This window comes from Sphaerochaeta sp. UBA5836 (genome assembly GCF_002432845.1).
Taxonomy (GTDB): domain Bacteria; phylum Spirochaetota; class Spirochaetia; order Sphaerochaetales; family Sphaerochaetaceae; genus Sphaerochaeta.
In genome coordinates this window covers 50976-73483 of record NZ_DJGW01000113.1, presented here as the reverse complement: position 1 = coordinate 73483, position 22508 = coordinate 50976, and the positions used below count along the sequence as shown (strand labels likewise).

The 22508-nt window shown below is 52.1% G+C and carries 21 protein-coding genes; 10 read left to right on the top strand and 11 right to left on the bottom strand.

Going from position 1 to position 22508, the window contains the following annotated elements:
- Positions 1 to 368 precede the first annotated feature (368 nt).
- Positions 369 to 599, bottom strand: a complete 231-nt coding sequence (locus tag B3F49_RS11725) for a NifU family protein (RefSeq protein ID WP_293895717.1) — start codon at positions 597 to 599, stop codon at positions 369 to 371.
- 108 nt (positions 600 to 707) lie between these two features.
- Between B3F49_RS11725 and B3F49_RS11720 the strand changes: the two genes are divergently transcribed.
- Genes B3F49_RS11720 through radA form a run of 4 tightly spaced genes read left to right on the top strand, consistent with a single transcriptional unit; the run spans position 708 to position 4757 of the window.
- On the top strand, positions 708 to 1478 hold the full coding sequence (locus B3F49_RS11720) for a ParA family protein (RefSeq protein ID WP_293895714.1): 771 nt from the start codon (positions 708 to 710) through the stop codon (positions 1476 to 1478).
- Positions 1459 to 2412, top strand: coding sequence for a ParB/RepB/Spo0J family partition protein (locus B3F49_RS11715; protein ID WP_293895712.1), 954 nt, complete (start codon positions 1459 to 1461; stop codon positions 2410 to 2412). Before B3F49_RS11720 ends, B3F49_RS11715 begins: the two co-directional genes overlap by 20 nt.
- Before the next feature lie 16 nt (positions 2413 to 2428).
- Complete coding sequence (locus tag B3F49_RS11710) at positions 2429 to 3379, top strand: peptidylprolyl isomerase (protein ID WP_293911273.1); 951 nt, start codon at positions 2429 to 2431, stop codon at positions 3377 to 3379.
- A 25-nt stretch (positions 3380 to 3404) separates the two neighbouring features.
- Positions 3405 to 4757 carry a DNA repair protein RadA gene (gene radA, locus B3F49_RS11705; RefSeq protein WP_293895706.1) on the top strand — a complete coding sequence of 451 codons (1353 nt, stop codon included), beginning with the start codon at positions 3405 to 3407 and terminating at the stop codon, positions 4755 to 4757.
- 132 nt (positions 4758 to 4889) lie between these two features.
- Here the strand turns inward: radA and B3F49_RS11700 are convergent, their stop codons facing one another.
- Complete coding sequence (locus B3F49_RS11700) at positions 4890 to 6083, bottom strand: TraB/GumN family protein (RefSeq protein ID WP_293895703.1); 1194 nt, start codon at positions 6081 to 6083, stop codon at positions 4890 to 4892.
- 80 nt (positions 6084 to 6163) lie between these two features.
- On the opposite strand from B3F49_RS11700, the gene B3F49_RS11695 reads away from it, so the two are divergent.
- The gene (locus B3F49_RS11695; RefSeq protein ID WP_293895700.1) at positions 6164 to 7108 is read left to right on the top strand and encodes a lysine exporter LysO family protein; all 945 of its coding nucleotides are present in this window, start codon (positions 6164 to 6166) and stop codon (positions 7106 to 7108) included.
- On the opposite strand, the gene B3F49_RS11690 is transcribed toward B3F49_RS11695, so the two are convergent.
- Positions 7105 to 7533, bottom strand: a complete 429-nt coding sequence (locus B3F49_RS11690; RefSeq protein WP_293911271.1) for a hypothetical protein — start codon at positions 7531 to 7533, stop codon at positions 7105 to 7107. The two genes, B3F49_RS11695 and B3F49_RS11690, sit on opposite strands and share 4 nt — an antisense overlap.
- Positions 7534 to 7551: 18 nt before the next feature.
- Between B3F49_RS11690 and B3F49_RS11685 the strand changes: the two genes are divergently transcribed.
- Both B3F49_RS11685 and B3F49_RS11680 read left to right on the top strand, forming a co-directional pair.
- A complete protein-coding gene (locus B3F49_RS11685) occupies positions 7552 to 8250 on the top strand; it encodes a M48 family metallopeptidase (RefSeq protein ID WP_293895694.1) in 699 nt (232 codons plus the stop codon).
- 54 nt (positions 8251 to 8304) lie between these two features.
- Complete coding sequence (locus tag B3F49_RS11680; protein WP_293911269.1) at positions 8305 to 9513, top strand: FprA family A-type flavoprotein; 1209 nt, start codon at positions 8305 to 8307, stop codon at positions 9511 to 9513.
- Positions 9514 to 9547: 34 nt separating this feature from the next.
- On the opposite strand, the gene B3F49_RS11675 is transcribed toward B3F49_RS11680, so the two are convergent.
- From B3F49_RS11675 to B3F49_RS11655, 5 genes are read right to left on the bottom strand one after another with little or no spacing between them, the layout of a single operon-like run.
- Positions 9548 to 10267, bottom strand: a complete 720-nt coding sequence (locus tag B3F49_RS11675) for a gamma-glutamyl-gamma-aminobutyrate hydrolase family protein (protein ID WP_293895688.1) — start codon at positions 10265 to 10267, stop codon at positions 9548 to 9550.
- Complete coding sequence (locus B3F49_RS11670; RefSeq protein WP_293911267.1) at positions 10264 to 11709, bottom strand: aminoacyl-histidine dipeptidase; 1446 nt, start codon at positions 11707 to 11709, stop codon at positions 10264 to 10266. Before B3F49_RS11670 ends, B3F49_RS11675 begins: the two co-directional genes overlap by 4 nt.
- Before the next feature lie 24 nt (positions 11710 to 11733).
- Positions 11734 to 12918, bottom strand: a complete 1185-nt coding sequence (nagA, locus tag B3F49_RS11665) for an N-acetylglucosamine-6-phosphate deacetylase (protein WP_293895683.1) — start codon at positions 12916 to 12918, stop codon at positions 11734 to 11736.
- Between the two features lie 45 nt (positions 12919 to 12963).
- Positions 12964 to 14325 carry an MATE family efflux transporter gene (locus B3F49_RS11660; RefSeq protein WP_293911264.1) on the bottom strand — a complete coding sequence of 454 codons (1362 nt, stop codon included), beginning with the start codon at positions 14323 to 14325 and terminating at the stop codon, positions 12964 to 12966.
- Positions 14322 to 16190, bottom strand: a complete 1869-nt coding sequence (locus B3F49_RS11655) for a YgiQ family radical SAM protein (RefSeq protein WP_293911261.1) — start codon at positions 16188 to 16190, stop codon at positions 14322 to 14324. The genes B3F49_RS11660 and B3F49_RS11655 overlap by 4 nt, the downstream gene beginning before the upstream one ends.
- A 57-nt stretch (positions 16191 to 16247) precedes the next feature.
- Here B3F49_RS11655 and B3F49_RS11650 point away from each other — a divergent pair, with 57 nt between their 5' ends.
- The 3 genes from B3F49_RS11650 to B3F49_RS11640 all read left to right on the top strand — a co-directional run bounded on the left by B3F49_RS11650 (position 16248) and on the right by B3F49_RS11640 (position 19674).
- Positions 16248 to 17177 (top strand): diacylglycerol/lipid kinase family protein, encoded by a 930-nt coding sequence (locus B3F49_RS11650; RefSeq protein ID WP_293895675.1) that lies wholly within the window; start codon positions 16248 to 16250, stop codon positions 17175 to 17177.
- Positions 17178 to 17469: 292 nt separating this feature from the next.
- A complete protein-coding gene (locus tag B3F49_RS11645) occupies positions 17470 to 18894 on the top strand; it encodes an MGH1-like glycoside hydrolase domain-containing protein (RefSeq protein WP_293911258.1) in 1425 nt (474 codons plus the stop codon).
- Positions 18895 to 18897: 3 nt separating this feature from the next.
- Positions 18898 to 19674, top strand: a complete 777-nt coding sequence (locus B3F49_RS11640) for a TerB family tellurite resistance protein (RefSeq protein ID WP_293911255.1) — start codon at positions 18898 to 18900, stop codon at positions 19672 to 19674.
- On the opposite strand, the gene recR is transcribed toward B3F49_RS11640, so the two are convergent.
- From recR to dnaX, 3 genes are read right to left on the bottom strand one after another with little or no spacing between them, the layout of a single operon-like run.
- Entirely contained in the window at positions 19675 to 20265 is a 591-nt protein-coding gene (recR, locus tag B3F49_RS11635) for a recombination mediator RecR (RefSeq protein ID WP_214042827.1), read from the bottom strand. It lies immediately after the preceding gene.
- 2 nt (positions 20266 to 20267) lie between these two features.
- Positions 20268 to 20573, bottom strand: coding sequence for a YbaB/EbfC family nucleoid-associated protein (locus B3F49_RS11630; protein WP_293911252.1), 306 nt, complete (start codon positions 20571 to 20573; stop codon positions 20268 to 20270).
- 22 nt (positions 20574 to 20595) lie between these two features.
- Positions 20596 to 22221, bottom strand: coding sequence for a DNA polymerase III subunit gamma/tau (gene dnaX / locus B3F49_RS11625; RefSeq protein ID WP_293895658.1), 1626 nt, complete (start codon positions 22219 to 22221; stop codon positions 20596 to 20598).
- Between the last annotated feature and the right edge of the window lie 287 nt (positions 22222 to 22508).

Here is a 22508-nt window from a genome sequence, read left to right as displayed (position 1 = left end):
GTATAGTTTAGGCTTTGATGTATTACACCTGAGTACTTACCGATAAGAGGAGATTTCCCCACGCAAATCTGTATCTATTTAAAGAAACATACTCTGATAAACCTGCAAATGGAGCTCCCAGATGCAGGTTTTGCCTGTTTTGCATTGCACAAAAAATTAGAGGTGAAAAAAGCAGTAGTGCACATTCAGTATATTTTGAGGTAGCTCTCTGTGGAAAGGGTTGTGTGATGGTATAGGCGTTTTGTTTCACGTGAAACAATGCATGCAAGCCCTGCAGGGGAGGTATATCAAGGGGGATGCTTTAGGGCATAAAAAAACGTTCCACGGAAAGTTTCACGTGAAACGTTGTGATTCGAAGTATCTGCTTTTTAGAAGTCGGGGGTGTTGACCACCGTGAGCTTCGGATCGACGAAATTGCGAAGGTAGCGCTCAACACCGCTCTTGAGCGTCATCTGGGACATCGGGCAACCAGCACATGCACCCTTCAGGCGCACAGTAACATCGGTACCGACCAGGCTGACAAACTCAATATCTCCTCCGTCATTCTGCAACGAGGGTCTGATGTCCTCGATTGCTCTTTTGACTTTATCTTCTTCCATATACTTTTCCTCCATAGGGTACCTTGAAGATACAATAGAGCCTGAGAAGGGTCAAGGACTCAGCCTCAAGAGGTGACAATGGTTGGATATTTCCGTATAGTACCCAGTATGAGTGCGCAAACAATACTGTTTTTGAATCAAAAGGGAGGGGTCGGCAAAACCACCTCGGCTGTGAATTTGGGATCGGCTTTGGCCCAACACGGCAAAAAAGTTTTGTTGATCGACCTCGATTCACAAGGGAACCTGACCAGTGCCACGTCCATAGACAGCCGGAAAATGGGAATCTATGAAGTAATAGCGGGTCAGTGCAGTGTTCAGCAAGCCATCCAACAAACGCCTATCCAGAATCTGTATGCCATTGCAAGCAATATCAATATGGCAGGATTGAACATAGAGTTGGTGGAAGAACAGCAGCGGGAGTTCTTTCTCAAGAACGCCTTGGCCGGGCTTGATGAGATGTGGGAGTACATCATTGCCGATTGTCCGCCTTCGCTGGGATTGGTTACCGTCAATGCAATGGTTTGGGCAAAGCAGGTGATTATCCCGATGCAATGCGAATACTTCGCCATGGAAGGATTGAATCTGCTCATGAGAACAATCGGCAATATGAAAAAATCCTTGAACCCCGACCTGCAGATCCTGGGAATACTCTTTACGATGTACAGCAAGCGCACGAAGCTTGCCAATGAAGTGGTTGAGGATATTTCCTCCTTCTTTCCCAACTTGGTGTTCACCACCAAGATTCCGAGAAGCATCCGCATCGCCGAGGCCCCTTCGCATGGGCTTCCCATCAATGTGTATGATAGTGCAAGCAGTGGAACCAAAGCATACAAAGACCTGGCAGAGGAGGTAATCGAGCGTGTCGCAAGAAACAATTAAGAAACATGGACTTGGAAAAGGAATCGGTTCATTGATGCAGGATTACTCCTTTGATTCGGTTCTCGATACTGCGTTAGGTCTCTCTTCATCCAAATCCGGCCAGGAAGGGTCTCAGAAGGTTTTTGAAGTATCGCTAGAGAACATCCGTCCCAACCCTAATCAGCCTAGAAAGGATTTCAATCAGGAATCCCTCGAAGAGCTGGCCCAGTCGATCAGGCGTGAAGGCGTTTTGCAACCTATCTTGGTTGAGGAAATTGCTCCCGGCCAATACAGCATCGTAGCAGGAGAGCGTCGGTATCGTGCTTCAAAGCTTGCGGGATTGACCAAAATCCCCGTATTGGTCAAGGACTTCACCCAAATGCAGCGTTTGGAAGTTTCTCTCATAGAGAATATCCAACGGGAGAATTTGAATCCGATTGAAGAAGCCAAGGCGTATGCGTATCTCATTCAGGAAGCGGGGATAACCCAAGAGGAACTGGCCCAGAGGATGGGGAAGAACCGCTCGACCATCAGCAACAGCATCAGGCTGCTGCAGCTCAGTTCCACCATGCAGCAGGATCTCTTGCATGGAAGGTTCTCTGCAGGGCAGGCCAGGGCCATCCTTTCCGTCGTCAATCCTGCAGACCGGGAAATTTTGTACCGAACCGTACTGGAAAAAGACCTTTCCGTTCGTGCAACGGAACAATTGGCTGCCCAGTTCAATATGGGAAAGAGGGCTGCTTACCAATCCAAGAAGCGACGTGCAAAGAAAAGCTTGGCAAAATCGCCTGATATCATTGCGGTTGAAGACAAGTTCTTGCATGTGGTGGGATCACAGGTAGAGATAAAAGGTTCACTGGAGAAGGGTAAATTGGAAATTCCTTACACAAACAGTGAAGAATTGGAACGATTGTATCAGCTTTTGGCCCCCGGCCAAGAGCTGTTTGAAGTATAGAAACCAAGGAGATGGAATGGAAACCAAGAATCTAGCAGATGGAGTGTATGCTGTACTGCATACCAATAAAGGCGATATCACCCTGTTGCTTGAACATACGAAGACGCCTATGACGGTGGCCAACTTTGTGGGGCTTGCAGAGGGAACGCTCAATGTACATGGAAACAATAAACCTTTTTACAGCAATATCAAGTTTCACCGGGTGATTGAGAACTTCATGATACAAGGTGGATGCCCCAAGGGAACCGGCACCGGTGGACCCGGCTACACCTTCCCTGATGAAATTGAGGAATCCCTCAAGCATACAGGACCCGGCATCCTGTCGATGGCAAATGCCGGTCCCGGTACAAACGGAAGTCAATTTTTCATCACTCACGTTGCAACCCCTTGGCTTGACGGCAAGCACTCTGTGTTTGGTCATGTTGTAGAAGGCCTCGATGTTGTGAACTCCATTGTACAGGGTGACAGCATCAAGACCGTGGAAATCGTACGCAAGGGTGCCGATGCCGAGGCTTTTGTAGTCAGCAGGGAGAATTTCACCCAGTACGTGCTTGCAGCCGAGGAGAAGAACAACAAGCGTGAGGCATTGGAGAAAGCCAGGTTGGAGGAAGAGCTTAAAAACCGCTGGCCTGATGCAATCAAGACTCCTTCGGGCCTTCGCTATGTAGTGACGAAAGCCGGTGAAGGGAAGAAGAAGCCTGTACATGGACAGAAAGTGACAGTCCATTACACAGGATCCTTGCTTGATGGGCGTGTGTTTGACAGCTCGGTGAGAAGAGGAACTCCTGCCCAGTTTGCCATCGGCGAAGTCATCGAAGGCTGGAACGAGGCCTTGAAGACGATGAGTGCAGGTGAAAAGCGCACGTTGGTCATCCCCCCCGATCTTGGGTATGGGACCATGGGGTATCCCGGGGTTATCCCTCCGAACTCCTATTTGGTGTTCGATGTGGAGTTGATAGCGTTTTAACTATCAGCATTATAAGGAGATATAAGTGAAAGAGAAGGCGATTCAGTATGTCTGCAGCCAGTGCGGAAGAACCGAAACCAAATGGCTCGGCCGCTGTCCGGACTGCGGAAGTTGGAATACCTTCGAGGAGGAAGCCGTACAGAGTGCATCAACCGGAAAACGGGCGGTGATCAGTACGGCAACCAAGCCGATCTCGCTTGGCGAGGTGGTGATCGACCCTCTCTTTCGCTATGAAACCGGCATTTCTGAACTCGACCGGGTCTTGGGCGGGGGCGTCATGCGCGGCTCCTCCATCCTGCTCGGTGGAGAACCCGGCATCGGCAAGTCGACCTTGATGATCCAGGTGCTTGAGAAGTGTTCAGTGGGCCGCAAGGTCCTCTATGTATCGGGAGAGGAGTCGCCGAGCCAGGTCAAGCTGCGTGCCCAGCGGCTGGGCCTGGTGCTGCCTTCCATAGATATTTTTTGTGACACCAGGGTGGAAATCCTGGAGAAAGTGCTTTCATCATCTGTCTATGATGTGGTGGTGATAGACTCGTTGCAGACTCTTTCCAGTGAAGAGATTCCCTCTCCCTCTGGGTCTGTGAACCAGATCAGGTACTGCTCAACCCTTCTGGTCGGCCTGTGCAAACAACTGGGAACCTCGCTCTTTCTTATCGGTCACGTCACCAAGGAAGGCACCCTTGCAGGACCGAAGGTCATCGAGCACCTTGTCGATACCGTTCTCTATTTTGAACAGGTATCCAGTGGGGTGCGTCTTGTGCGGGCAATGAAGAATCGCTTCGGCTCGGTCGATGAGATAGGCATCTTCAGCATGCATGAGAAGGGCTTGATCCCGGTTGCCAATCCTTCTTCCTTTTTCATCACCGATCGTTCTGGATCGGCTCTTCCCCCCGGTATTTCCTATACCCCTGTCATCGAGGGTTCGAGAACCTTCTTGGTGGAAATCCAGGCGTTGACCACCTCGGCCAAGAACGGGTTCAGCCGCATCTATTCAGACCGTATCGATACCGCCCGGGTGACACGGGTTGCAGCAATTTTGGAACGGCATGCAGCCGTGCGGTTAAGCGATCAGGACATCTATGTAAACGTTGCAGGGGGTATGAAACTCAGTGAGGTTTCCATCGAGCTTCCCTTGGCCCTCGCCTTGTGGTCGGCGGTCAGCAACAAGAGCCTTCCCAAGGCTTTGGTCAGTTTCGGTGAGTTGAGCCTGGCCGGTGAAGTGCGCAGCGTAGGCTTTCCGGACAAGCGGGAGAAGGCTGCCAAGGAGCTTGGTTTCAAGCGTTCCTTGCTCCCCAGATCCAGCACCCATTCTCCCTTGATCCAGCATGCCTGCTCAACCATGCGCGAAGCGCTGGAAATCTGCAGTTCTTTGCAGTAAGGTAGTTGGTAAGGTGTGCTTATTTAATGAACAGCAGTAATAAATAATTCTGATAGAAAGGTTTATATATTTCGAAAAATATGGCTGCAGCAAGTCCTGCAGCCATGGTTTTCTATTAGTTAGGAATGCGAATCAACCAAGCATGCTCAGCAGGATGGGGAATACCACCACATTGCCTATGGAAGCTGCAAGGCTTGTATAGAGAAATACCAGCAGGGTGTGGAGCACCCGGTTGCGGTACCAGCCCTTGAAGGTGGTGGCATCGTCGCCGAGTAGTTCAAAGTCTTTTACTTTGGGTTTCCGCAGGGTTGCCTCCATCACGCCGCTGACCATGCCGACCCCTATGGCCGGATGCAGGCTTGTAAGGGGTGCTGACAAAATGCTCACCACCGTATTGATCGGATGTGCCAGGGCCAGGATTGCACCCAAGGCGGTGAAAGACATGTTGACGGCAAGCCAGTAGCCGAACATTTTGATTCCTTCGGTGCTGCCCAGATTGATGAAGCCGTAGAGCAGGATGCCGACAATGAGGATGGGGAAGGCCCAGGAGAGAATCTTTCCCCCGTTGCCGGGTTTGGGAACTTCGCTGATATCGGCAAGGTCGGTACCGACTTTTCCCTGCTCGATCGCCTCCAGGGTTTTGATGATGCCCTTCTGATGTCCGGCTCCGATAACCGCAAGCTTTTTTTGTCCGGGGGCAAGGTAGATGCTGGTGGCTAGATAGCGGTCGCGCTCATCGATCAACACTGCCTTGACTGAGGGAAGCTCCTTTGCCATCTCGTCCATCATATTCTGCATAACATCGGCTTTCTTCAAATCCTCAAGTTCTTGTTCGCTGATTTTCTCATTGCTGAATACTGCACTGATGATGGTGGCGATGAGCTTTGCCTTGTTCCACAGATTGGACTTGCGCCAAGCCCGCTTGAACGTCACTTGGATTTCGCGGTCGCACAGCGAATAGGGAATCCCCTTCTCTTTGGCAAGCTTTGCAGCACTGAGGATCTCTTGGCCGGGGGCGCTGCCGGACTGGTCCCCCATGCGCTTCTGGAAGGAGGCGAGGGCCATGTTTGCAAGCAGCAAAAACCCCTTGTTCTCCTTGATGACTTTCTTGACATCCATGTTGGACCAAGCGTTCTCCTGATCCTTGTTTTTCATCCGTCCGTCATCGAGCTCCAGGCAGATATGGTCGGGCTGTTCGGTTTCAATGGCGAGCTTCACCTCATCCACGCTCTCCTTGGAGACATGGGCAGTGCCTATGAGAAGGATTTGCCTGCCATCTGCGAGGGTGAGTCGGTGAAAGGTATCACTCAGTTTTTCATCAATCATGCAGACAACTATACTCAAGGAAGGGCTGATAAACAAGGGAATTTGACACATAGGTTTGATTGGGGTACAGTTTCGCACACATGGACACACTCTGGTATTTGGCAAAATTGGCTTTGGCCTTGATTATGGGCATGCTTTGCGCACGTGCAGCAGGAATTGACCGCTTTCATAAAAGTGCTGCTTTGTTGCAGACAACCCTGGTTTGGTTGTTGCTGTTTTTCATGGGCGTGAACACCGGCGGCATCGAAGGGATCACCAAAGAGTTTGGGACCATCGGTGTCTCTGCCTTGGTTCTTACCCTCTTGGGGATTGGCGGGACCGTGCTTTTCTCCTTGGTCGTATCCTCCATAGTCACACCGACGGAGCAATCTGAAGGGATCGCAATAGCCAAGCGCAAGGAACAGAGTTTCATACGGCGTCTGTATGATATTGTCAAAGAGCCCCTGATTCTGGTCGGCATTGTCGTTCTTGGCCTGACGCTCAGGTTGACCACCCCCTTGTTTGATTGGTTTCAAAGCTCACTGGTGACGTATCTGCTGTACACCCTGCTTTTCTTCGTAGGCATGGGAATGGTGCACAAGCGGATCAGTTTCAAAGGGGTGTTCGGCGACAAGAGTCTCTTCCTGCTTCCCTTCTATACCATTGCAGGAACGTACCTCGGTGCCTTGTTTGCACCTCTTCTGACTGGCTATACCGTCAAGGAAGCTTGGGGGATGCTCAGCGGGTTCGGCTGGTATTCACTTTCAGGAATTCTCATCAGCGATTTGGGATTCCCGATTCTCGGGTCCATCTCCTTTTTGGCAAACCTGTTGCGGGAAAGCTTCTCGTTCTTCCTCATCCCTTTCTTCGGACGGCTGGGCAAGCGGTATTACCATCCAGCCGTCTGCACAGCGGGAGCAACCAGCATGGATGTCACGCTCGTGTTGCTCTCATCCCACTTTGGGACGAGAACCATGCTTGGATCGATCTACCACGGGGTTGTCATGAGTCTTGCAGCCCCGATCCTGATCCCGCTCTTTTTTTAGCGCACCACCCACAATTGGGCGACGATGGCAATGGCATTCTCCTTGAGCAGGCGGACATAGATGCAGTTCGGTCCGTCAAAGAGCATGGGTATATGGTCCAACAACGTTTGCAGGTCTTTGGTTGGCGCAAGCTGGATGAACTCGTAGCGGCCCGGCTCGATATGATAGACCCCGTCAGGCAAGGGCTGGATCAAGCCGTGCTGCACGGCATACCGGGTATCTTCATCAGGGGGATCCTGGATGCCGCAAAAAAGCAGGTTGCGGGTGGATGAGAGGGCGATGCACCCCTCGCTTCCTACTTGTCGGGCATCGAGAAAAATGAGCATCTGCTGATAGGCTTGTTCTGCATCCGTTGTTGAAAATGGTGCCTTTTGATAGGTTATGGGCTGCTGAAGATGCAAAATCATGGACTTGGCTGGTTGCATGGGAGATACTGTAGCAGAATGAAAACACAGGGTAAAGTAGCATCCATTCCCTACACGTTGGAACGCAGGCAATCCAGCCGGCTTATCTCGGTGCGGGTGCTCGGTGATGGGACGGTCAAGGTGAATGCTCCCTACCGGGTATCACTGGCTGCCATTGAAAGGGTGATCGTCAACCATCAGGAAACCTTGCGGCAGGCCATAGTCGAGCAGAGGATGCACCTGCATACTTATCAAAACGGCGATTCCTTCCTGTTTGGTGGAGTGTGGTATGCGCTCGAGCTGAGACAGGGTGCGAAACCGACAATTGCCGTCAATGGTAAAAGTCTGGTGGTAACCTACTGTGGACAAGAGGCAGAGCCGTTGGTGGTCCAGCAACTGGTAAAGGAGTTGTACCGCACGACCGTCAAGGCAAGGCTGGAGCCGTTGGTCTTGTTCTGGGCGCTGCGGCTCGGTCTTCCCAAGCCCCCCTTCTCGGTTCGTGACAGCAAGAGCCGGTGGGGCAGCTGTTCGGCGAAAGGGCGACTGAATTTCTCGTTGCGCTGCCAGATCCTGGATGATGTGCAGCTCTCCTACCTGGTGCTGCATGAGTTGGCCCATCTGGTGCATTTCAACCATTCCAAGGATTTCCATGCCCTGCTGGCCTTGCATATGGACAGCTACAAACAGGTCCAAGCCTCCATATTTGCTTTGCAAAAGCAAAGCCTGTTCCATCTTTGATTCACAACTTTCAAAATATTGTGTATCGTATAGCGAGTAAGGAGATGCAACGAAATGAAACCTGACAGATTAGCTGACGGAGTCTATCGAGTTGCCGCAAAAATCGGCAATCGTGACCTGTTTGAAGGAATTTGGCCCATTCCGGATGGAGTTATGTTGAACTCCTACGTGATCAAGGGCAGCAACAAGAGCGTATTGATCGATATGGTGAAGGACTGGGATGGAGCCTTGGCAGCAGTCGATCAGCAACTTGAATCCCTCTCGCTTGCAAAGGGAAAACTTGATTATATCGTTATCAACCATATGGAACCCGATCACACCGGCTCAATGGTCAAGATTGTAGAGAAGTATCCAGATGTACAGATTCTGTGCAGCGACAAGGCCGTGAGCCTGATCAAGCACTTCTACAAGATTGAAAAGAATGTCCGTGCCGTCAAGGATGGGGAAAAGCTCGACCTTGGTGGGAAGACCCTTCAGTTCTTTATGACTCCGAACATCCATTGGCCGGAAACCATGATGACCTTTTTGATGGAGGATGGGATTCTTTTCAGCTGTGATGCGTTCGGTTCGTTCGGACGGTACGACAAGTGCTTTGACGATGAACAGAGTGAAGAGGAGCTGGTTCATCTGGCAAGCGAGACAGAGCGCTATTATGCCAATATTATCTCCTCCTTCTCCTCCTTTGTCCTCAGGGGTATTGCGAAGCTTGATGGACTGGACATCAAGGTGGTGGCACCCAGCCATGGAGTGGTATGGAGATCCGAGCCGAATAAAATCATAGATTGGTACAAGCGTCTGGCTACGTACATGCAGGGGCCCAGGGAGAAGGAAGTGACGGTAGTCTGGTCCAGCATGTACGGCAATACCGAAGCCCTGCTCTCTTCCATCGTCGAGGGGATCAAGAGCGAAGGCGTTGTCGCCCATGTTCTGCAGGTGCCTCAGACTCATGAGTCCTTTGTGCTTGAGAAGGTCTGGAGAAGTGAGGGATTGGTCATCGGCATGCCGACCTACGAATACAAGATGTTCCCGCCTATGTATCATGTACTGGACATCCTGGAACGCAGCCATGTGCAGGGACGCAAGACGCTTCGCTTCGGTTCCTTCGGATGGTCTGGAGGGGCTCAGAAGCAGTTTGATGAGTTCGCCACGGCTATGAAGCTCGACTGCAAGGGGGTAATCGAGTACCAAGGTTCTCCGAGTGAGGAAGACAAGAAGAAAGCCTATGAGCTTGCCAAGGCAATGGCAAAGGAAATCAAAGGCTGAACACTCAGGAAAGTCCGGAAACTCCCGGACTTTCTCATGCAAGGGCTTTGTTGATGAAAGCCTCAAAGAGGCAATCCATCTCGCTTCCCATCGCTTCCGGGTGCCACTGCACCCCTGTGCACCACGCTCCACTGGAAAGCTCGATTGCCTCGATCGACCCGTCTGATGAGAACGCGGTGACTTTGCAGTCCGTCCCGGGTTTTGCAATACTTTGGTGATGCAGGCTGTTCACCCCGAGGGAGTCTGTCATAAAGAGCTCGGAGAGGATGGAATTGGGTACAACTTCCACCTGGTGGCTTACACAGTCCCATCGTTGGTAATCAGGGTGGATGATGGGATTCACACTTTGGAGACGATAATCCTGGAACAGCGTCCCTCCCTGGGCTACGTTGATCAACTGGGTGCCCCTGCAGATTCCAAGAATCGGTTTGTTCAGCTTGCGGGCTATATGAAAGAGCTGGATCTGATAGCGGTCACCATCCAGATCGGAAGGGCCGCACAGTTCATGCCTCTCTTGGTGGTAGAACGATGGATCAATATCGGGACCTCCGGGAAGGAGGATGCCGTCGCATAGGCCGACCATGCATTCCAAGTCGGCCTGCGATGCGATGGGAAGCAGGATCGGCAGGGCTCCTGCCTTCTGCAGCTTTGCCAGATAGCCTTCGTTGGTGAACAGGCGCCTGAAGGTGGGAAAGGCGGAAGTGGGAGGAGCCTTTTCAAGCACTCCTCCCAAACCGATGACCGGCTTGCTCATTCGATGATGGACAGCAGGTGGCGGGTGAAGCCGCTGATGCGCTCAACCGACGATATGGAGAGCCTCTCCTTCACCGAATGTACATCATACATGTTCGGACCGAAGGAAACGGAGTCCATTCCCTCGATTTTGCTGTTGATGATTCCGCACTCAAGACCGGCATGGATTGCCGTAATCTCGGGTTTCCTGCCGGTGTACTCTTCATACGCCTTTGCGCAGAATCCGGTGAGGGCGGAGTGGGGATTCGGCTTCCAGGACGGGTATGCACCTTCAAAACCCACCTGGGCGCCACTCAGCTTGAAGACTGAAGCAAATCGATGGGCGATGTCGTCCCGAGCGGAGAGCACCGAGGAGCGATGACTGGATATCACCTTGAAGCACTCCTCCTCCAAACGCATGATCGCCAGGTTGGTCGAGGTCTCAACAATGCCCGGAATCGACATGCTCATGGCGTCCACACCATGTGGTGCGGCATAGACGGCTGTAAAGAACCGGCGGCTCACTTGTTTGTCGACGGCCTGCAAAGGAAGGTCGGTCTCGACCAAGGAGAGTGCAAGGCCGGGATCGGAAATTTCATATTCTCCTGCAAGTTCCGCTTGAACCTTTTCAACCAATGATCTAAGAAGGGGCTCGTCCTTGGTGTTGATTACAAATGTTACTGTACACACGGAAGGAATGACATTGCGCTTGGTTCCGCCTTCGGCCTTGCATACCTGGAAGTCGGGTCCTTGGTGCAATACTCTTGCTGCAACCTTGATCGCATTGGCCCGCTGTTTATGGATTTCCGCTCCACTGTGGCCTCCGAGCATGCCGTTGGCAGTCAGGATGAAGGCCTTGCTTGCGCTCTCCACCTTCGTCCACGTCACCGGCATGGATGAATGGACCTCGATACCCCCGGCGCAACCGATGTACAGAACACCTTCGTCCTCACTGTCCAAGTTGATCATCAGGCGGCTGTTCACATGCTTTTGCTCGATGTTGAAGGCACCGGTGAGGCCTGTCTCCTCGCTGACGGTGAAGATTGCCTCGATCGGCCCATGCTTGCAGGAAGGATCGGAAAGGATATCCATGACAAGGGCGATTGCAATGCCGTTGTCTCCACCCAAGGTGGTGCCATCGGCTTTGAGGAAATCACCGTCACGAACCAACTTGATCGGGTCCTTGGTAAAGTCGTGGTTGCTGCCTTCCTCCTTGACGCATACCATGTCCATATGCCCCTGCAAGGCGACCCAAGGTCTGTTCTCATACCCCTTGTACGCCTGCTTGCGGATGATGACATTGCCTATGGTGTCGACGAGTGCCTCGAGGTTGTGCTCTTTGGCGAAGGCCAGCAAAAACCTGCGTACACCCTCCTCGTTGCCCGACTCCCTGGGAATGTCTGAAAGATCGGAAAAATAGCGCCACAGATTCTCGGGCTTCAGGCCCTGTACTGCTTTCTGCATCTTGGATACTCCTTACTGTGTGTTTCAGGCAAAACGGTCCCTGATCAGGTTGCCGTCGATGAACAGCCCTTTCATCTGAAGGTTCTGGTCGAGGACCACCACATCGGCCTTGTAGCCGGGGACCAGCATACCTTGCTTGGAAAGGTTGTATATGCGTGCCGGATTGGTTGAACTCATCTGGCTGGCCTGCTGGATGGGAACCTCCCACTCAACAACATTCTTCAAGCCCTGCAACATCGTAAGCCCGCTTCCAACAAAGAGGTTGGGATCCTTGGTACTGATAAACGCACCGTCGCTGCCCAAGGTCACATCCATGCCGTTTGCCTTCAAGCTTCCCGTTCTCTGCTTGGTGGGCTTCAGTGAATCGGTGATCATGACGATATTGTCCAAGGGTTTTTCCCTGAGCAGCATCTTGACCAGCTCAGGGTGCACGTGGATGCCGTCGCAGATGATTTCGCACTGCATCTCGCGCTGGATGAGAATGGCCCCCACCGTACCCGGGTTTCGATGGTGCAGGCGGCTCATGGCGTTGAAGAAATGGGTGGAGTGGAAGATGCCGCACTGCATGCCTTCCATAATGTTTTCGTAGGTGGCGTCTGTGTGCCCTGCAAGAAGAACGATGTTCCTTTCACGGGCCAGGAGGGCGAGTTCACGCATGTGCTTGAGCTCCGGGGCTACCGTCATGCACAAAACCTTGCCTTTTCCTGCATCGATGAGCTGGTTGAAAACATCCAGGTTGACCGGAAGCACCCCTTCCGGATTCTGAGCTCCAACACGGGCCATTGAGATGAAGGGGCCTTCCAGGTTGACACCCAGGATCTTGGCGCCTTGCTCGCTCCCCATGGCTTCAACGATGCTCTGGATGCTTGCAAGCATGGCGTCCAGCTTGTCGGTGTAGACGGTAGGCATGAAGGCGCTGACTCCAAAATCAGCAAGGCGCTCGCTCATCCCCAAAATGGAGGAAGCCTTGCAGTCCTCAGTGCCGAATCCCCCGATTCCATGAATGTGAGAGTCGATGAATCCGGGCATGATATAGGAGCCCTGCACATCAATCATGATGGTATCGGGGGGGAAGTGTTTCTCCTCCAATCTTCTCATATTGAAGATGTCCCCGATCTCTCCTTCCTCATTTATATAAAGGGCGCAATTCTTGAGTTTTGCATACCCGGTTACGACAGTCCCGTTGGTCAGTACAGTTCTCAGACTCATAAGGCACCTCTCTTGGGTAAACTATACGTTCATATTGTACACAGGTCAATGAAGCTCGGTCAGGTCGTTGACCCAAGTCCCCTTTTTGATGCGGTACATGCCAAGAATCAGTTTGGAGACTTCTTCCATTCCCAATAACAGATAGAGCTGGTAGATGTTCAATTTCAGGACCAGGGCGCCGAAGAAAGCGAGAGGAACCCCGACGGCCCAGACTCCGAACATCTCTGCGAACATCGAGTAGCGGGTATCGCCTCCGCTGCGCAGGATGCCGACGATGATGACCATGTTCAGGCTCTTGATTGGAAGCAGGGCGGCGTTGATGTACAGGCAGTAGATGGCAAGTTGCCGCACCTCGGCGCGGATGTTGAAGAACTGGGCAAAGACCGGCGCAAAGAAAGCTTCAAACAAGCCCATGCCGACGCCTACGAAGAAGGCGGTGGTGATGAAGCGTTTGGCATACAGGCGTGCAAGCGGGATCTGTTTCTCGCCGATCTTCACCCCGATCATGATCAAGGTGGCGTTGCTTACCCCCATCATGGCCACAAAAAAGAGGTTGCCGATCGATTCCGCTACGTTGATGGCTGCAATAGCTTCTATTCCCATCCGGCTGTACGCAATCTTATAGGTAGTCATGCCCAAGGCCCAGAAAAACTCGTTGAGAATGACCGGCAGGCTGGTGGGCAGGATGTGCAGGATGAATTTCTTGTTCCAGATGAATGCCTTCCTGCTTCGGATTGCAATGACCGGGTGGCGCCTGTAGACAATGTACAGCAGTGCAAGCATCTCGACCAGACGGCTGACAGCGGTCGCCAAGGCGGCTCCCGCAACACCCCATTGGGGGAATGGCCCGATACCGAAGATCAAAAGGTAGTTACCGATTGCATTCAGCGAAAGGGATACGAGTGCGACCTGCAGAGGGATTTTTGCTTTTCCGATGACCCGCAGCGCAGTTGCCATGATCTGGCTGAACGCTGAGAAGAGGTAGCTTATGGCAACGATTTTCAGGTAGGAGATCCCGATTTGGACCACCGACTCCTCGGTGGTGAATATAAACATGATTCGGCGAGGGAAAAAGAAGGAGGCTAGAGCGAAAAACAGAGCCCCGACACCGGCGATAAAGAGGGAAATGCCCAGGACTTTCTGGATGTTCGTCTCATTGCGGGCTCCCCAGTACTGGGAAAGGAAGATTGCCGAACCGCTGGTCACCCCGAAAAAAAGGAGACTGATCAAAAAGAACATCTGGTTTGCCAGTGCGACTGCGGCAATGGACGACTCTCCTAGTTGGCCGATCATCAGGGTGTCGACGAAGGACAGGGAGTTGTTGAGCAGGCTTTGTGCCACCACCGGAAGGGCGATGGAGAACATCTTCAGATAAAAATCCTTCCGTTCTGAAATCTCTCGAATCACGTAGTATACTGTCTTGCAAGGAGAATCCTCGTCAAGTCCTTTCTGTTTGCTTTGTCCAAGGCTTCAAGAACCAAGGCCCTGTTTTCTGGTTTGTTGTACTGCAACAGAGCCCGTTGCAGGGAACGCTCACGTCCTTTGGGAATGTGGATGGATGCAAAGCGCTTGCCAGGTCTGGGGTCGAGGCCAGTATAGTACATACACGTTGAGACTGTCCCGGGGGTAGGATAGAATTCCTGCACCTGGTCGGGAACAAAATGCGTTTTTTCCAGATACAGGGCCAAGGTGATGGCATCCTCAAGAGTGGAGCCCGGATGAGCAGCGATGAAGTAAGGGATGAGATACTGTTTCTTCCCTGCCTGTTCGGTTGCATCCTGATACAGGATGCTGAAGGCATCGAAAAGCTCGGATCGGGGTTTTCCCATCGCATCCAGTGCTGCGGGACTTACATGCTCGGGAGCCACTTTCAATTGGCCGCTGACATTGTTGCGGACCAGATGGTGCATGAAGCACTCGCGGGTGTGCTTGTCGCATACTTGGAGTAAATAGTCATATCGGATCCCGCTTCGGATGAAGACCTTCTTTACTCCCTTCACCGCTTCCAAGGCCTCCAACAGGTCCAGATAACGGCCATGGTAATCCTTTAGGTTGTTGCACGGCTTCGGCCAAAGGCACTCTTTGGCAGGGCAGGGGCCGTTCTCAAGTTGTTGGTCGCAGGCAAGCCCCTGAAAGTTGGCAGTCGGCCCTCCCAGGTCGTGGATGTACCCTTTGAAGGCCCGATGAGCTGTCATCCGTTCGGCCTCCTTGACCAGGGAGGCCTTGCTGCGGGTTTGGATCATCCTCCCTTGGTGGTTGGTGATGGCGCAGAAGGAACAGGAGCCGAAACAGCCTCGGTTGCTGGTAAGGGAGAACTGGACCTCCTTGAGTGCAGGGACGCCTCCTTCATTCTCATAATCGGGGTGGGCGTCCAAGGTGAAGGGCAGTTCATAAAGACGGTCGAACTGTGCTTCATCAAGGGGAAGGGCGGGAGGATTCTGGACGACCAGCCGGTCCATGCATGCTTGGAGGATGCGCTTGCCCCTGATGGGGTTCTGCTGCATCAACTGGATTTGGAAAGCCTGGGCATACGCCAGCTTGCCGCTCTCGGTCGGAGTATTGGACTGCTTGTCCCGGTCGCCGACCTCCTCAAAGGAAGGTATTTCGATGGTGTTGAACAAGAGCTCTTGGAACTTGGCTCTGGATGTAGCATAAACAGTCCCTTGGATATCGACCATTTCCTGGATTGATTCTCCCCCATCAAGACGCTTGACGATTTCCAGGCTCTGGCGTTCCCCCATTCCGTATACGAGCAAGTCGGCCTTTGCATCGAGGATGATGGGCTTGCGTACCTTGTCGGTCCAGAAGTCATAATGGCTGAGCCTTCTCAGTGATGCTTCCAATCCTCCGATGATGATGGGAACATCTGATCCGTACGCCTGTCTGGCTTTTGCCGTGTAGACAAGCGTGGGTCGGTCGGGTCGGAGTTTTGCTTTTCCACCGGGGCTGTACTCATCCTCGCTGCGTGGTTTGTTGTTTGCGGTATAGTGGGAGACCATGCTGTCGATATTTCCCCCGCTTATCATGCAACAAAGCCTGGGTTTTCCCATTTTGAGAAAATCTTTGGTTGAGTTCCAGTCGGGTTGTGCGATAATACCCACACGATATCCTTCACTCTCGAGCAATCTAGCCAACAATGCGGCTCCAAATGAGGGATGGTCTACGTAGGCATCGGCACTGATGAAGGCGATGTCGATTTGGTCCCAGGACCGTGCATGCAAATCTTCCTGTGTAGTAGGGAGAAATGCTGAGCGAGGGGCATAAGTTTTCACATCGCCATGATAGGGTATTGCCCTACGGGTGTAAATAGCTGTAAGGAGCCGGATTACATGCAGGATAATGAGCTCTTCGTGATACTGAATCCACATGCTGCAAAGGGAAAAGCGAAGCAGCAGGAAGATATGATTCGCACCCTGCTTGGTGCAGAAGGAAAAGTGGTTGTGCTTTACCACACCGAGATTGGGAACGGGGCGGAAAGGGCCGCATACCAGGCGGCAATGGATGGACGCAAGGTGATCATCGCCGCAGGTGGCGATGGCACGGTGAATGAGGTGGCCAACGGCATCCTCAAGGCAGTGACTGCCCATAAGATCCAGGCTCCCGCCCTAGGGGTCATCCCCATCGGCAGGGGCAATGATTTTGCCTGGGGGATGAAGATTCCCAAACCGGTGAAAGATGCGTGCAGCGTAATTCTTGCCGGCAAAACCCGAGTCATCGACGCCGGGGTTACGTATGGGGGAAAATATCCTGAAGGTCGCTTTTTCGTCAACGGGCAGGGGGTTGGTTTTGAACCTTTGGTCAACTTTCTCGCCAGCGACTTCAAGCATGTCTCAGGTACCTTGAGCTATGTGCTGGCCCTCATCAGGATTCTCATGCACTATCCTGCTCCCTACGATGTCGAGCTCAGCCTTGATGACCAGGTCCTCAACCTCAAGACGCAACAGCTGAGCATCTGCAATGGAAGAAGGATGGGCTCGGCCTTTCTCATGGGTCCCGATGCCCTTTTCGATGACGGGTACTTTGATGTGGTCTATGCCAATGCCCCGATTCCCAGTAAAAGAATGGTTCCTCTTGCGCTGACTTTCCTGTCAGGCAAGCAGGTTGAGCAGAAGGAGTTCAGTGTCGCCAGGGTGAAGAAGCTTGTGATGAAAAGCCGCGACTTTCCCATGCCGGTGCATGTGGATGGCGAGGAGATTTCGAAAGGATGCATGGCTTTTCGTACCGAACTTTTGGAAAGTATTCTTCCTGTATTCTGCTGAGGGTTGGGAAAATTCGTAAAACCGTGTCTAGAGGTTGGCAACGTATGATTCATCAGCTATAGGATTGCAGTTTTCTGAAAAAACCACTCTTTTCTTTTGGCTTACAATTAGCTATTATGTAAATGATTAAAAATATGTATCTCGATAAGACTATGGGTTTTCTAAAAAAATATGACCGTTTCTGATTCTTGGCGTGTATCTGATTGACTTCTCATAAAAGAGAGTATATCTTTAAAAATGCGCGTCTTATGTAGTTTTCCAGTGTTTACCTGCTAAGTAAGGAGTTCCCAATTTGATAAAGGATATGGTGCCGTTCGTACATTTTTATGATCAGGATTTTGTCGATATGTATGACAGATCCTGGGTCTGGATTGACGAACTCTGGAAGAGTGGAACCGAGGCCAACGGCTTTAGCGGTTCCTATCTTTCATATCCTGGCCAGACAACCTTCAATCAGTTTCTTTCCTGTTTTTCTTCCTTGTTTTTGGTCTACAGCAATCAGAACAACTCGCCGTTTCCCTTGCTCGACTATTTCTACCAGAAACAAGAGAGCAATGGTGCAATCCGCAGCGATTACAGCATTGAGGATGGGAAGCCGGTTTTTAATGCGAATAATCCGGAGGGTATTTCGCCCCCCCTTTTTGCCTACGTTGAATTCAGTTTCTATCACAAGATTGGAAACAAGAAGCGGCTTAAGGATATCGTGCCCATTCTGGAGAAGCACTATGCTTGGATCCAGGCAACCTTCCAGAAGCCCAACGGCCTCTTCTCCGTGCCTGTAGAAGCCTGTCAAAGCGGCAACATTCCCCGTTCTCATATGTATTATCCGCTTGACTTCAACGCCCAGCTTGCCGTCAACGCTCTCTATATGTCCGCCATCGGTGACATTCTCAACGACAAGGAGCTGAGTTTCCGTTACAAGCGGATATACTTCTCCCTCAAGACGAGAATCAACAGCCTGATGTGGGATCCGGCGACCAACTTTTATTATGATTTGGATATCAAGGAGAACCGCATCACCAATAAGTTCATCGGTGCGTATTGGGCAATGCTTGCCGAGATTCCCAATGATGAGCGTGCAGCCTACATGATTGATTATCTGCACGACCCGAATGAGTTCGGGACCGATAATCCGTTCCCGGGCGTTCCTGTTTCCTCTCCTGCTTTCAGCGAGGAGGGAAATGGTCACTGCGGTGGTGTCCTCAGTGTAAATACCTTCATGGTCGTCAAGGCTCTCGAGAAATATAAGCAGTTCGTATTTGCCCGTGAGTGCGCCATCAGGCACATGTACTTTTTGCTCGATACCCTGCATCCCGATGCTGAAACAATCGGTGATGTCTGGGAGGCATATCTGCCCAACAAGGAAGGCTACTCAAAAACCACTGAAATCGCAGATTTCCCCCGCAGAAGGCTCATGCCCTATGCCGGGCTGGTTACCATTACCTTGATGATTGAGAATATCATTGGCTTGGATATCTCGCTTCCCCGAAAGACGGTCAATTGGGTGATGCCCACCCTCGAGGCAATGGGAATCGAAAACCTCTCGCTGAAGAGGAATATGATTACCATCCTGAGCAACAAGACCGATCGTGGTTGGGAGATTCGCCTGGAGAGTGAAAAACTCTACTACTTCACCATCGAGATCCTGGGAGAGAACAAGAAGAAGACCCTTCCCATTCCTTCCGGCAAGTGCTCGATGTTGATCGATAAGCTCTAAATTATGGCTTGGCTTGGCAAACTCTTTGGAGGCACAGTCGGCTTCATGTTCGGTGGTCCTCTCGGCATGATCGCCGGCATCGCCTTCGGCCATATGTTCGACAAGGCCGGTGAGGTTGGGACAGAGGGCAATCAGCGAACACAATTCAATGCCTACACATCCCTCGACCGCGAGCAGATGCTCTTCTTCGTCGGGGCTTTTTCGATGCTTGCACGTATTGCAGCCGCCGATGGCTCGGTCTCATCACACGAGAGACGGAAGGTGGTGGAGTTCATCCGCCAGGACTTGCGGCTGGGGCCTCGTGAGGAGGATGCGGCTCTCAGGGTTTTCGATGCCGCCCTGACCGGTGGAGGGACCCTCGAGCAGTTCGCAACCCAGTTTTATCAGAACTTCAGTCATGCTCCCAATATTCTGCAACTGATGATCGATATCTTTTATCGGGTGGCTGCCGCCGATGGACAGATCAATCAGCGTGAAGAGGATATGATCAGGCGGGCTTCGCAGATTTTCCACCTGCCTGAAAGCTTTGTGGATATGCTGTGCAGTCGGTATGGCGGATGCACCAGTGCAAGTGACAAGGCATACGCAACCCTCAACATCAGCCGGACGGCCACCGATGATGAGGTCAAGCGTGCCTACCGGAAGTTGAGCATCGAGTTCCATCCCGATTCGCTTGCATCAAAGGGAATGGGCGAGGAGTTCATGGCCCATGCAACTGCAAAGTTTCGCGAGATCCAGGAAGCCTACGACTCCATCAAGAAAGAACGCGGCATTAAGTAACTAAAACCGGACTCTTCCCCTCAACGACCGGGCCAGGGTAATTCTGTCTGCATACTCCAAGTCTCCCCCGATGGGCAGCCCGCTGGCAAGGCGGGTGATGGAGAGCTCGGGATGATGCTTCAGGACATGGCGAAGGTATAAGGCGGTGGTATCACCCTCTTCGGTGGGATTCGTGGCAATAATGAGTTCACTAAAGCCTCCTTCATCGATACGCTTGACCAGCTTGGAGAAGGATAGATGTTCCGGCCCGATACCGTCCAGGGGGCTTATGGCCCCTCCAAGGACATGGTACAGCCCGTTGTAGGCTCCACTTGACTGCAGGGTGAGTACATCCTGCGGCTGTTCGACAACGCACAGCTGGGTCCGGTCACGACTGCCGTCGCTGCAGATGGGACAAGGATCGTACTCGGTAAAGCTTCCGCATACTGAACAGGGAAAAATCTTGTCCTGGATGGTTGCAATCGCTTCTGCAAGTGTGGTGTTGTATCCCTTGTCCGTCTTGATCAGATGATAGGCCAGGCGTGAGGCACTCTTGGGACCTATTCCGGGCAGGCGTGAGAGGGTTTGGATGAGGTTCTCAAGCGCTGTCATGCTCAGGCCTGTGTGAACGAGGATGCATACTTGATACCCTCGCTCTGGATTTTCTGTTGAATTTTTGCACTTGCATCGTTGAATGCGCTGCTGATCAAAACCTGCAGTGTCTCGATGTCCTGTGGATCGAAAAGTTCCTTGTCGATATGTACGTCGGTGACAATGAACTTTCCATTGAGGGTCACTTCAACCATTCCGGCTCCGGCGCTTCCGGTAGCTGTGATGGTGGGAAGCAGGTCCTGCATCCGTTTCATGTTTTCCTGGATGCCCTTCATATTCTTGAGCAGTTCAAATGGATTCATATCCATAGATTTTCATCCTCGCTTGTTGCTATTGATGCTTGACTTCCCCACGGAAGACCGAAGCAATCTTGGAGATTACCGGATCATCGACGGTGGGAGCTTCTTGTTTGACTTCCTCAGCGCATGCAAAGTGCACCGGTCCCTTGAAACCGGTGATTTCAGTGATGAGGTCGCGGAATTTTGTTTCATGCTCCTGTGCCTTGTTCTGACAGAACGAGGTGGAGAATGTAAGGAATAACGATCCCCCTTCGTTATGCACCTCTGTTATAGCTTGTGCAACTTGGGAGAGCAGAGGTGCACTGGACAGCTTGCTTACCAGAAGCGGCAGATCCTGCTTGCTGAAGTCCCTTGCCGTCATTTCCTGCTTTATAGGAGGTGGAGGAGGCGCAGCTGCGGGTATCGCAGCAACGCTGGAAGAAGCTTCAGGCTTTACCTTGGGCTCGACGACTGCCTGGGTTGCGATGAGGTCGGGTTGAACTTCAAGCTTGCGTGCGGGAAGTTTCACACTCCCGCTGAGCAGCTCTTCTCGAAGCTGGGCGATTTTGCGGACCAAGGCAGTCGGACTGGCAATATGGGGAAGGCCGGCAAGCCGCGATATGGCGAGCTCCAGTTCGAACCGGGGGTTTAATGAGTAGCGGATGTCGCGATAGAGCTTGAGAAACAGCTCCAAAGCAGCTTCCAGCTGCTCGGTCGTATAGGCATTTCTCAGGGAGAGGGGAATCCTGTCGGACTGGATGCCGAGAATTGCATCTTCCACCACTCCCGCCTTGATGAAGAGCAGGCTTCTGAAGAACTGCGTAAAGTCCTTGATGCACTGTTCCACCGAGACTCCGGCAAACAAGAGTTCCTGGACTGCATGGAGAGCCTCCCGGGTCTTGTTCTCCAACAAGTGGCTGACTATGGCGACAATTTGGTCGATGCCGACCAAACCCAGCTTGCTGCTGATTTTCTCCATCGTGATGTGGCCCTGAGAGAAGGAGACCACTTGGTCAAAGAGTGTGTAGGCATCACGCATGGAGCCGGTCGACTCTTTTGCAATCCAGAAGAGGGCATCCTCATCGGCCTGTACTTCCATCTCGGCTGCTGCTTCCAAAAGGCAGCTCTTGATGAGGTCGATGTCGATAAGTTGGAAATGGAACTGCTGGCAGCGTGACCGGATGGTTGCCGGCACCTTCTGAAGTTCCGTCGTGGCGAAGATGAAGATTATATAGGCCGGGGGTTCTTCAATGGTCTTGAGCAGCGCATTGAAGGCGCTGGTGGAGAGCATGTGCACTTCGTCGATGATGTAAATCTTATATTTGCTTGCTTGGGGAGGAAACAGTACCTCGTCCTTGATTTGGCGGATATCATTTACGCTGGTGTTGCTTGCACCGTCGATCTCGATGACATCCACGTTGTTGCCTTGGGTGATCTCCCTGCAATTGGAGCACACCCCGCAGGGGGTTGCCGAGGGGCCCTGCTCACAGTTCAGCGCGCGGGCCAGGATGCGGGCGGATGATGTTTTCCCGACTCCCCTGGGGCCGCTGAACAGGTAGGCATGGGCAATCCTTCCCTGCTCTATTGCATGTTTGATGGTGGAAACCACGAACTCCTGACCCACAAGATTATCGAAAACCTGGGGTCGTTTCCTGGTTGCAGTTACTTCATATGCCATGAGTGCTCCCTTGCAAGCGTACTGTGCGAGTATACCATACTTTGCTTCGTAGGGGTAGAAGCTCAAGAAAGTGTTGGCGTTGTTCAGCGATAATAGCTCTATCCGGCACTAATAAGTCCAGGTTGCTTCCATTCCCGTTTTACCCAACATACAGGGAATTCTCTGTCATGATATGACCCTGCACGTAGGTGAAATCCCTTTAGACAGCCACACGGATACTGTTGTCTCCATGGATTGAACTCAATTCTTCAATAGAATGAATTTTTCCTGCAGCCGGGGCATAACCA

Excerpts from the sequence above, each read along its gene's own strand:
- B3F49_RS11670 (WP_293911267.1), bottom strand. The coding sequence starts at position 11,709 with ATGCAGAAAGCAGTACAGGGCCTGAAGCCCGAGAATCTGTGGCGCTAT.
- B3F49_RS11630 (WP_293911252.1), bottom strand. The coding sequence starts at position 20,573 with ATGGATATGAATCCATTTGAACTGCTCAAGAATATGAAGGGCATCCAG.
- B3F49_RS11710 (WP_293911273.1), top strand. The coding sequence starts at position 2,429 with ATGGAAACCAAGAATCTAGCAGATGGAGTGTATGCTGTACTGCATACC.
- B3F49_RS11640 (WP_293911255.1), top strand. The coding sequence starts at position 18,898 with ATGGCTTGGCTTGGCAAACTCTTTGGAGGCACAGTCGGCTTCATGTTC.
- B3F49_RS11695 (WP_293895700.1), top strand. The coding sequence starts at position 6,164 with ATGGACACACTCTGGTATTTGGCAAAATTGGCTTTGGCCTTGATTATG.
- B3F49_RS11680 (WP_293911269.1), top strand. The coding sequence starts at position 8,305 with ATGAAACCTGACAGATTAGCTGACGGAGTCTATCGAGTTGCCGCAAAA.
- B3F49_RS11685 (WP_293895694.1), top strand. The coding sequence starts at position 7,552 with ATGAAAACACAGGGTAAAGTAGCATCCATTCCCTACACGTTGGAACGC.
- nagA (WP_293895683.1), bottom strand. The coding sequence starts at position 12,918 with ATGAGTCTGAGAACTGTACTGACCAACGGGACTGTCGTAACCGGGTAT.
- B3F49_RS11700 (WP_293895703.1), bottom strand. The coding sequence starts at position 6,083 with ATGATTGATGAAAAACTGAGTGATACCTTTCACCGACTCACCCTCGCA.
- recR (WP_214042827.1), bottom strand. The coding sequence starts at position 20,265 with ATGACAGCGCTTGAGAACCTCATCCAAACCCTCTCACGCCTGCCCGGA.
- B3F49_RS11690 (WP_293911271.1), bottom strand. The coding sequence starts at position 7,533 with ATGCAACCAGCCAAGTCCATGATTTTGCATCTTCAGCAGCCCATAACC.
- B3F49_RS11675 (WP_293895688.1), bottom strand. The coding sequence starts at position 10,267 with ATGAGCAAGCCGGTCATCGGTTTGGGAGGAGTGCTTGAAAAGGCTCCT.
- dnaX (WP_293895658.1), bottom strand. The coding sequence starts at position 22,221 with ATGGCATATGAAGTAACTGCAACCAGGAAACGACCCCAGGTTTTCGAT.
- B3F49_RS11725 (WP_293895717.1), bottom strand. The coding sequence starts at position 599 with ATGGAAGAAGATAAAGTCAAAAGAGCAATCGAGGACATCAGACCCTCG.
- B3F49_RS11720 (WP_293895714.1), top strand. The coding sequence starts at position 708 with ATGAGTGCGCAAACAATACTGTTTTTGAATCAAAAGGGAGGGGTCGGC.
- B3F49_RS11650 (WP_293895675.1), top strand. The coding sequence starts at position 16,248 with ATGCAGGATAATGAGCTCTTCGTGATACTGAATCCACATGCTGCAAAG.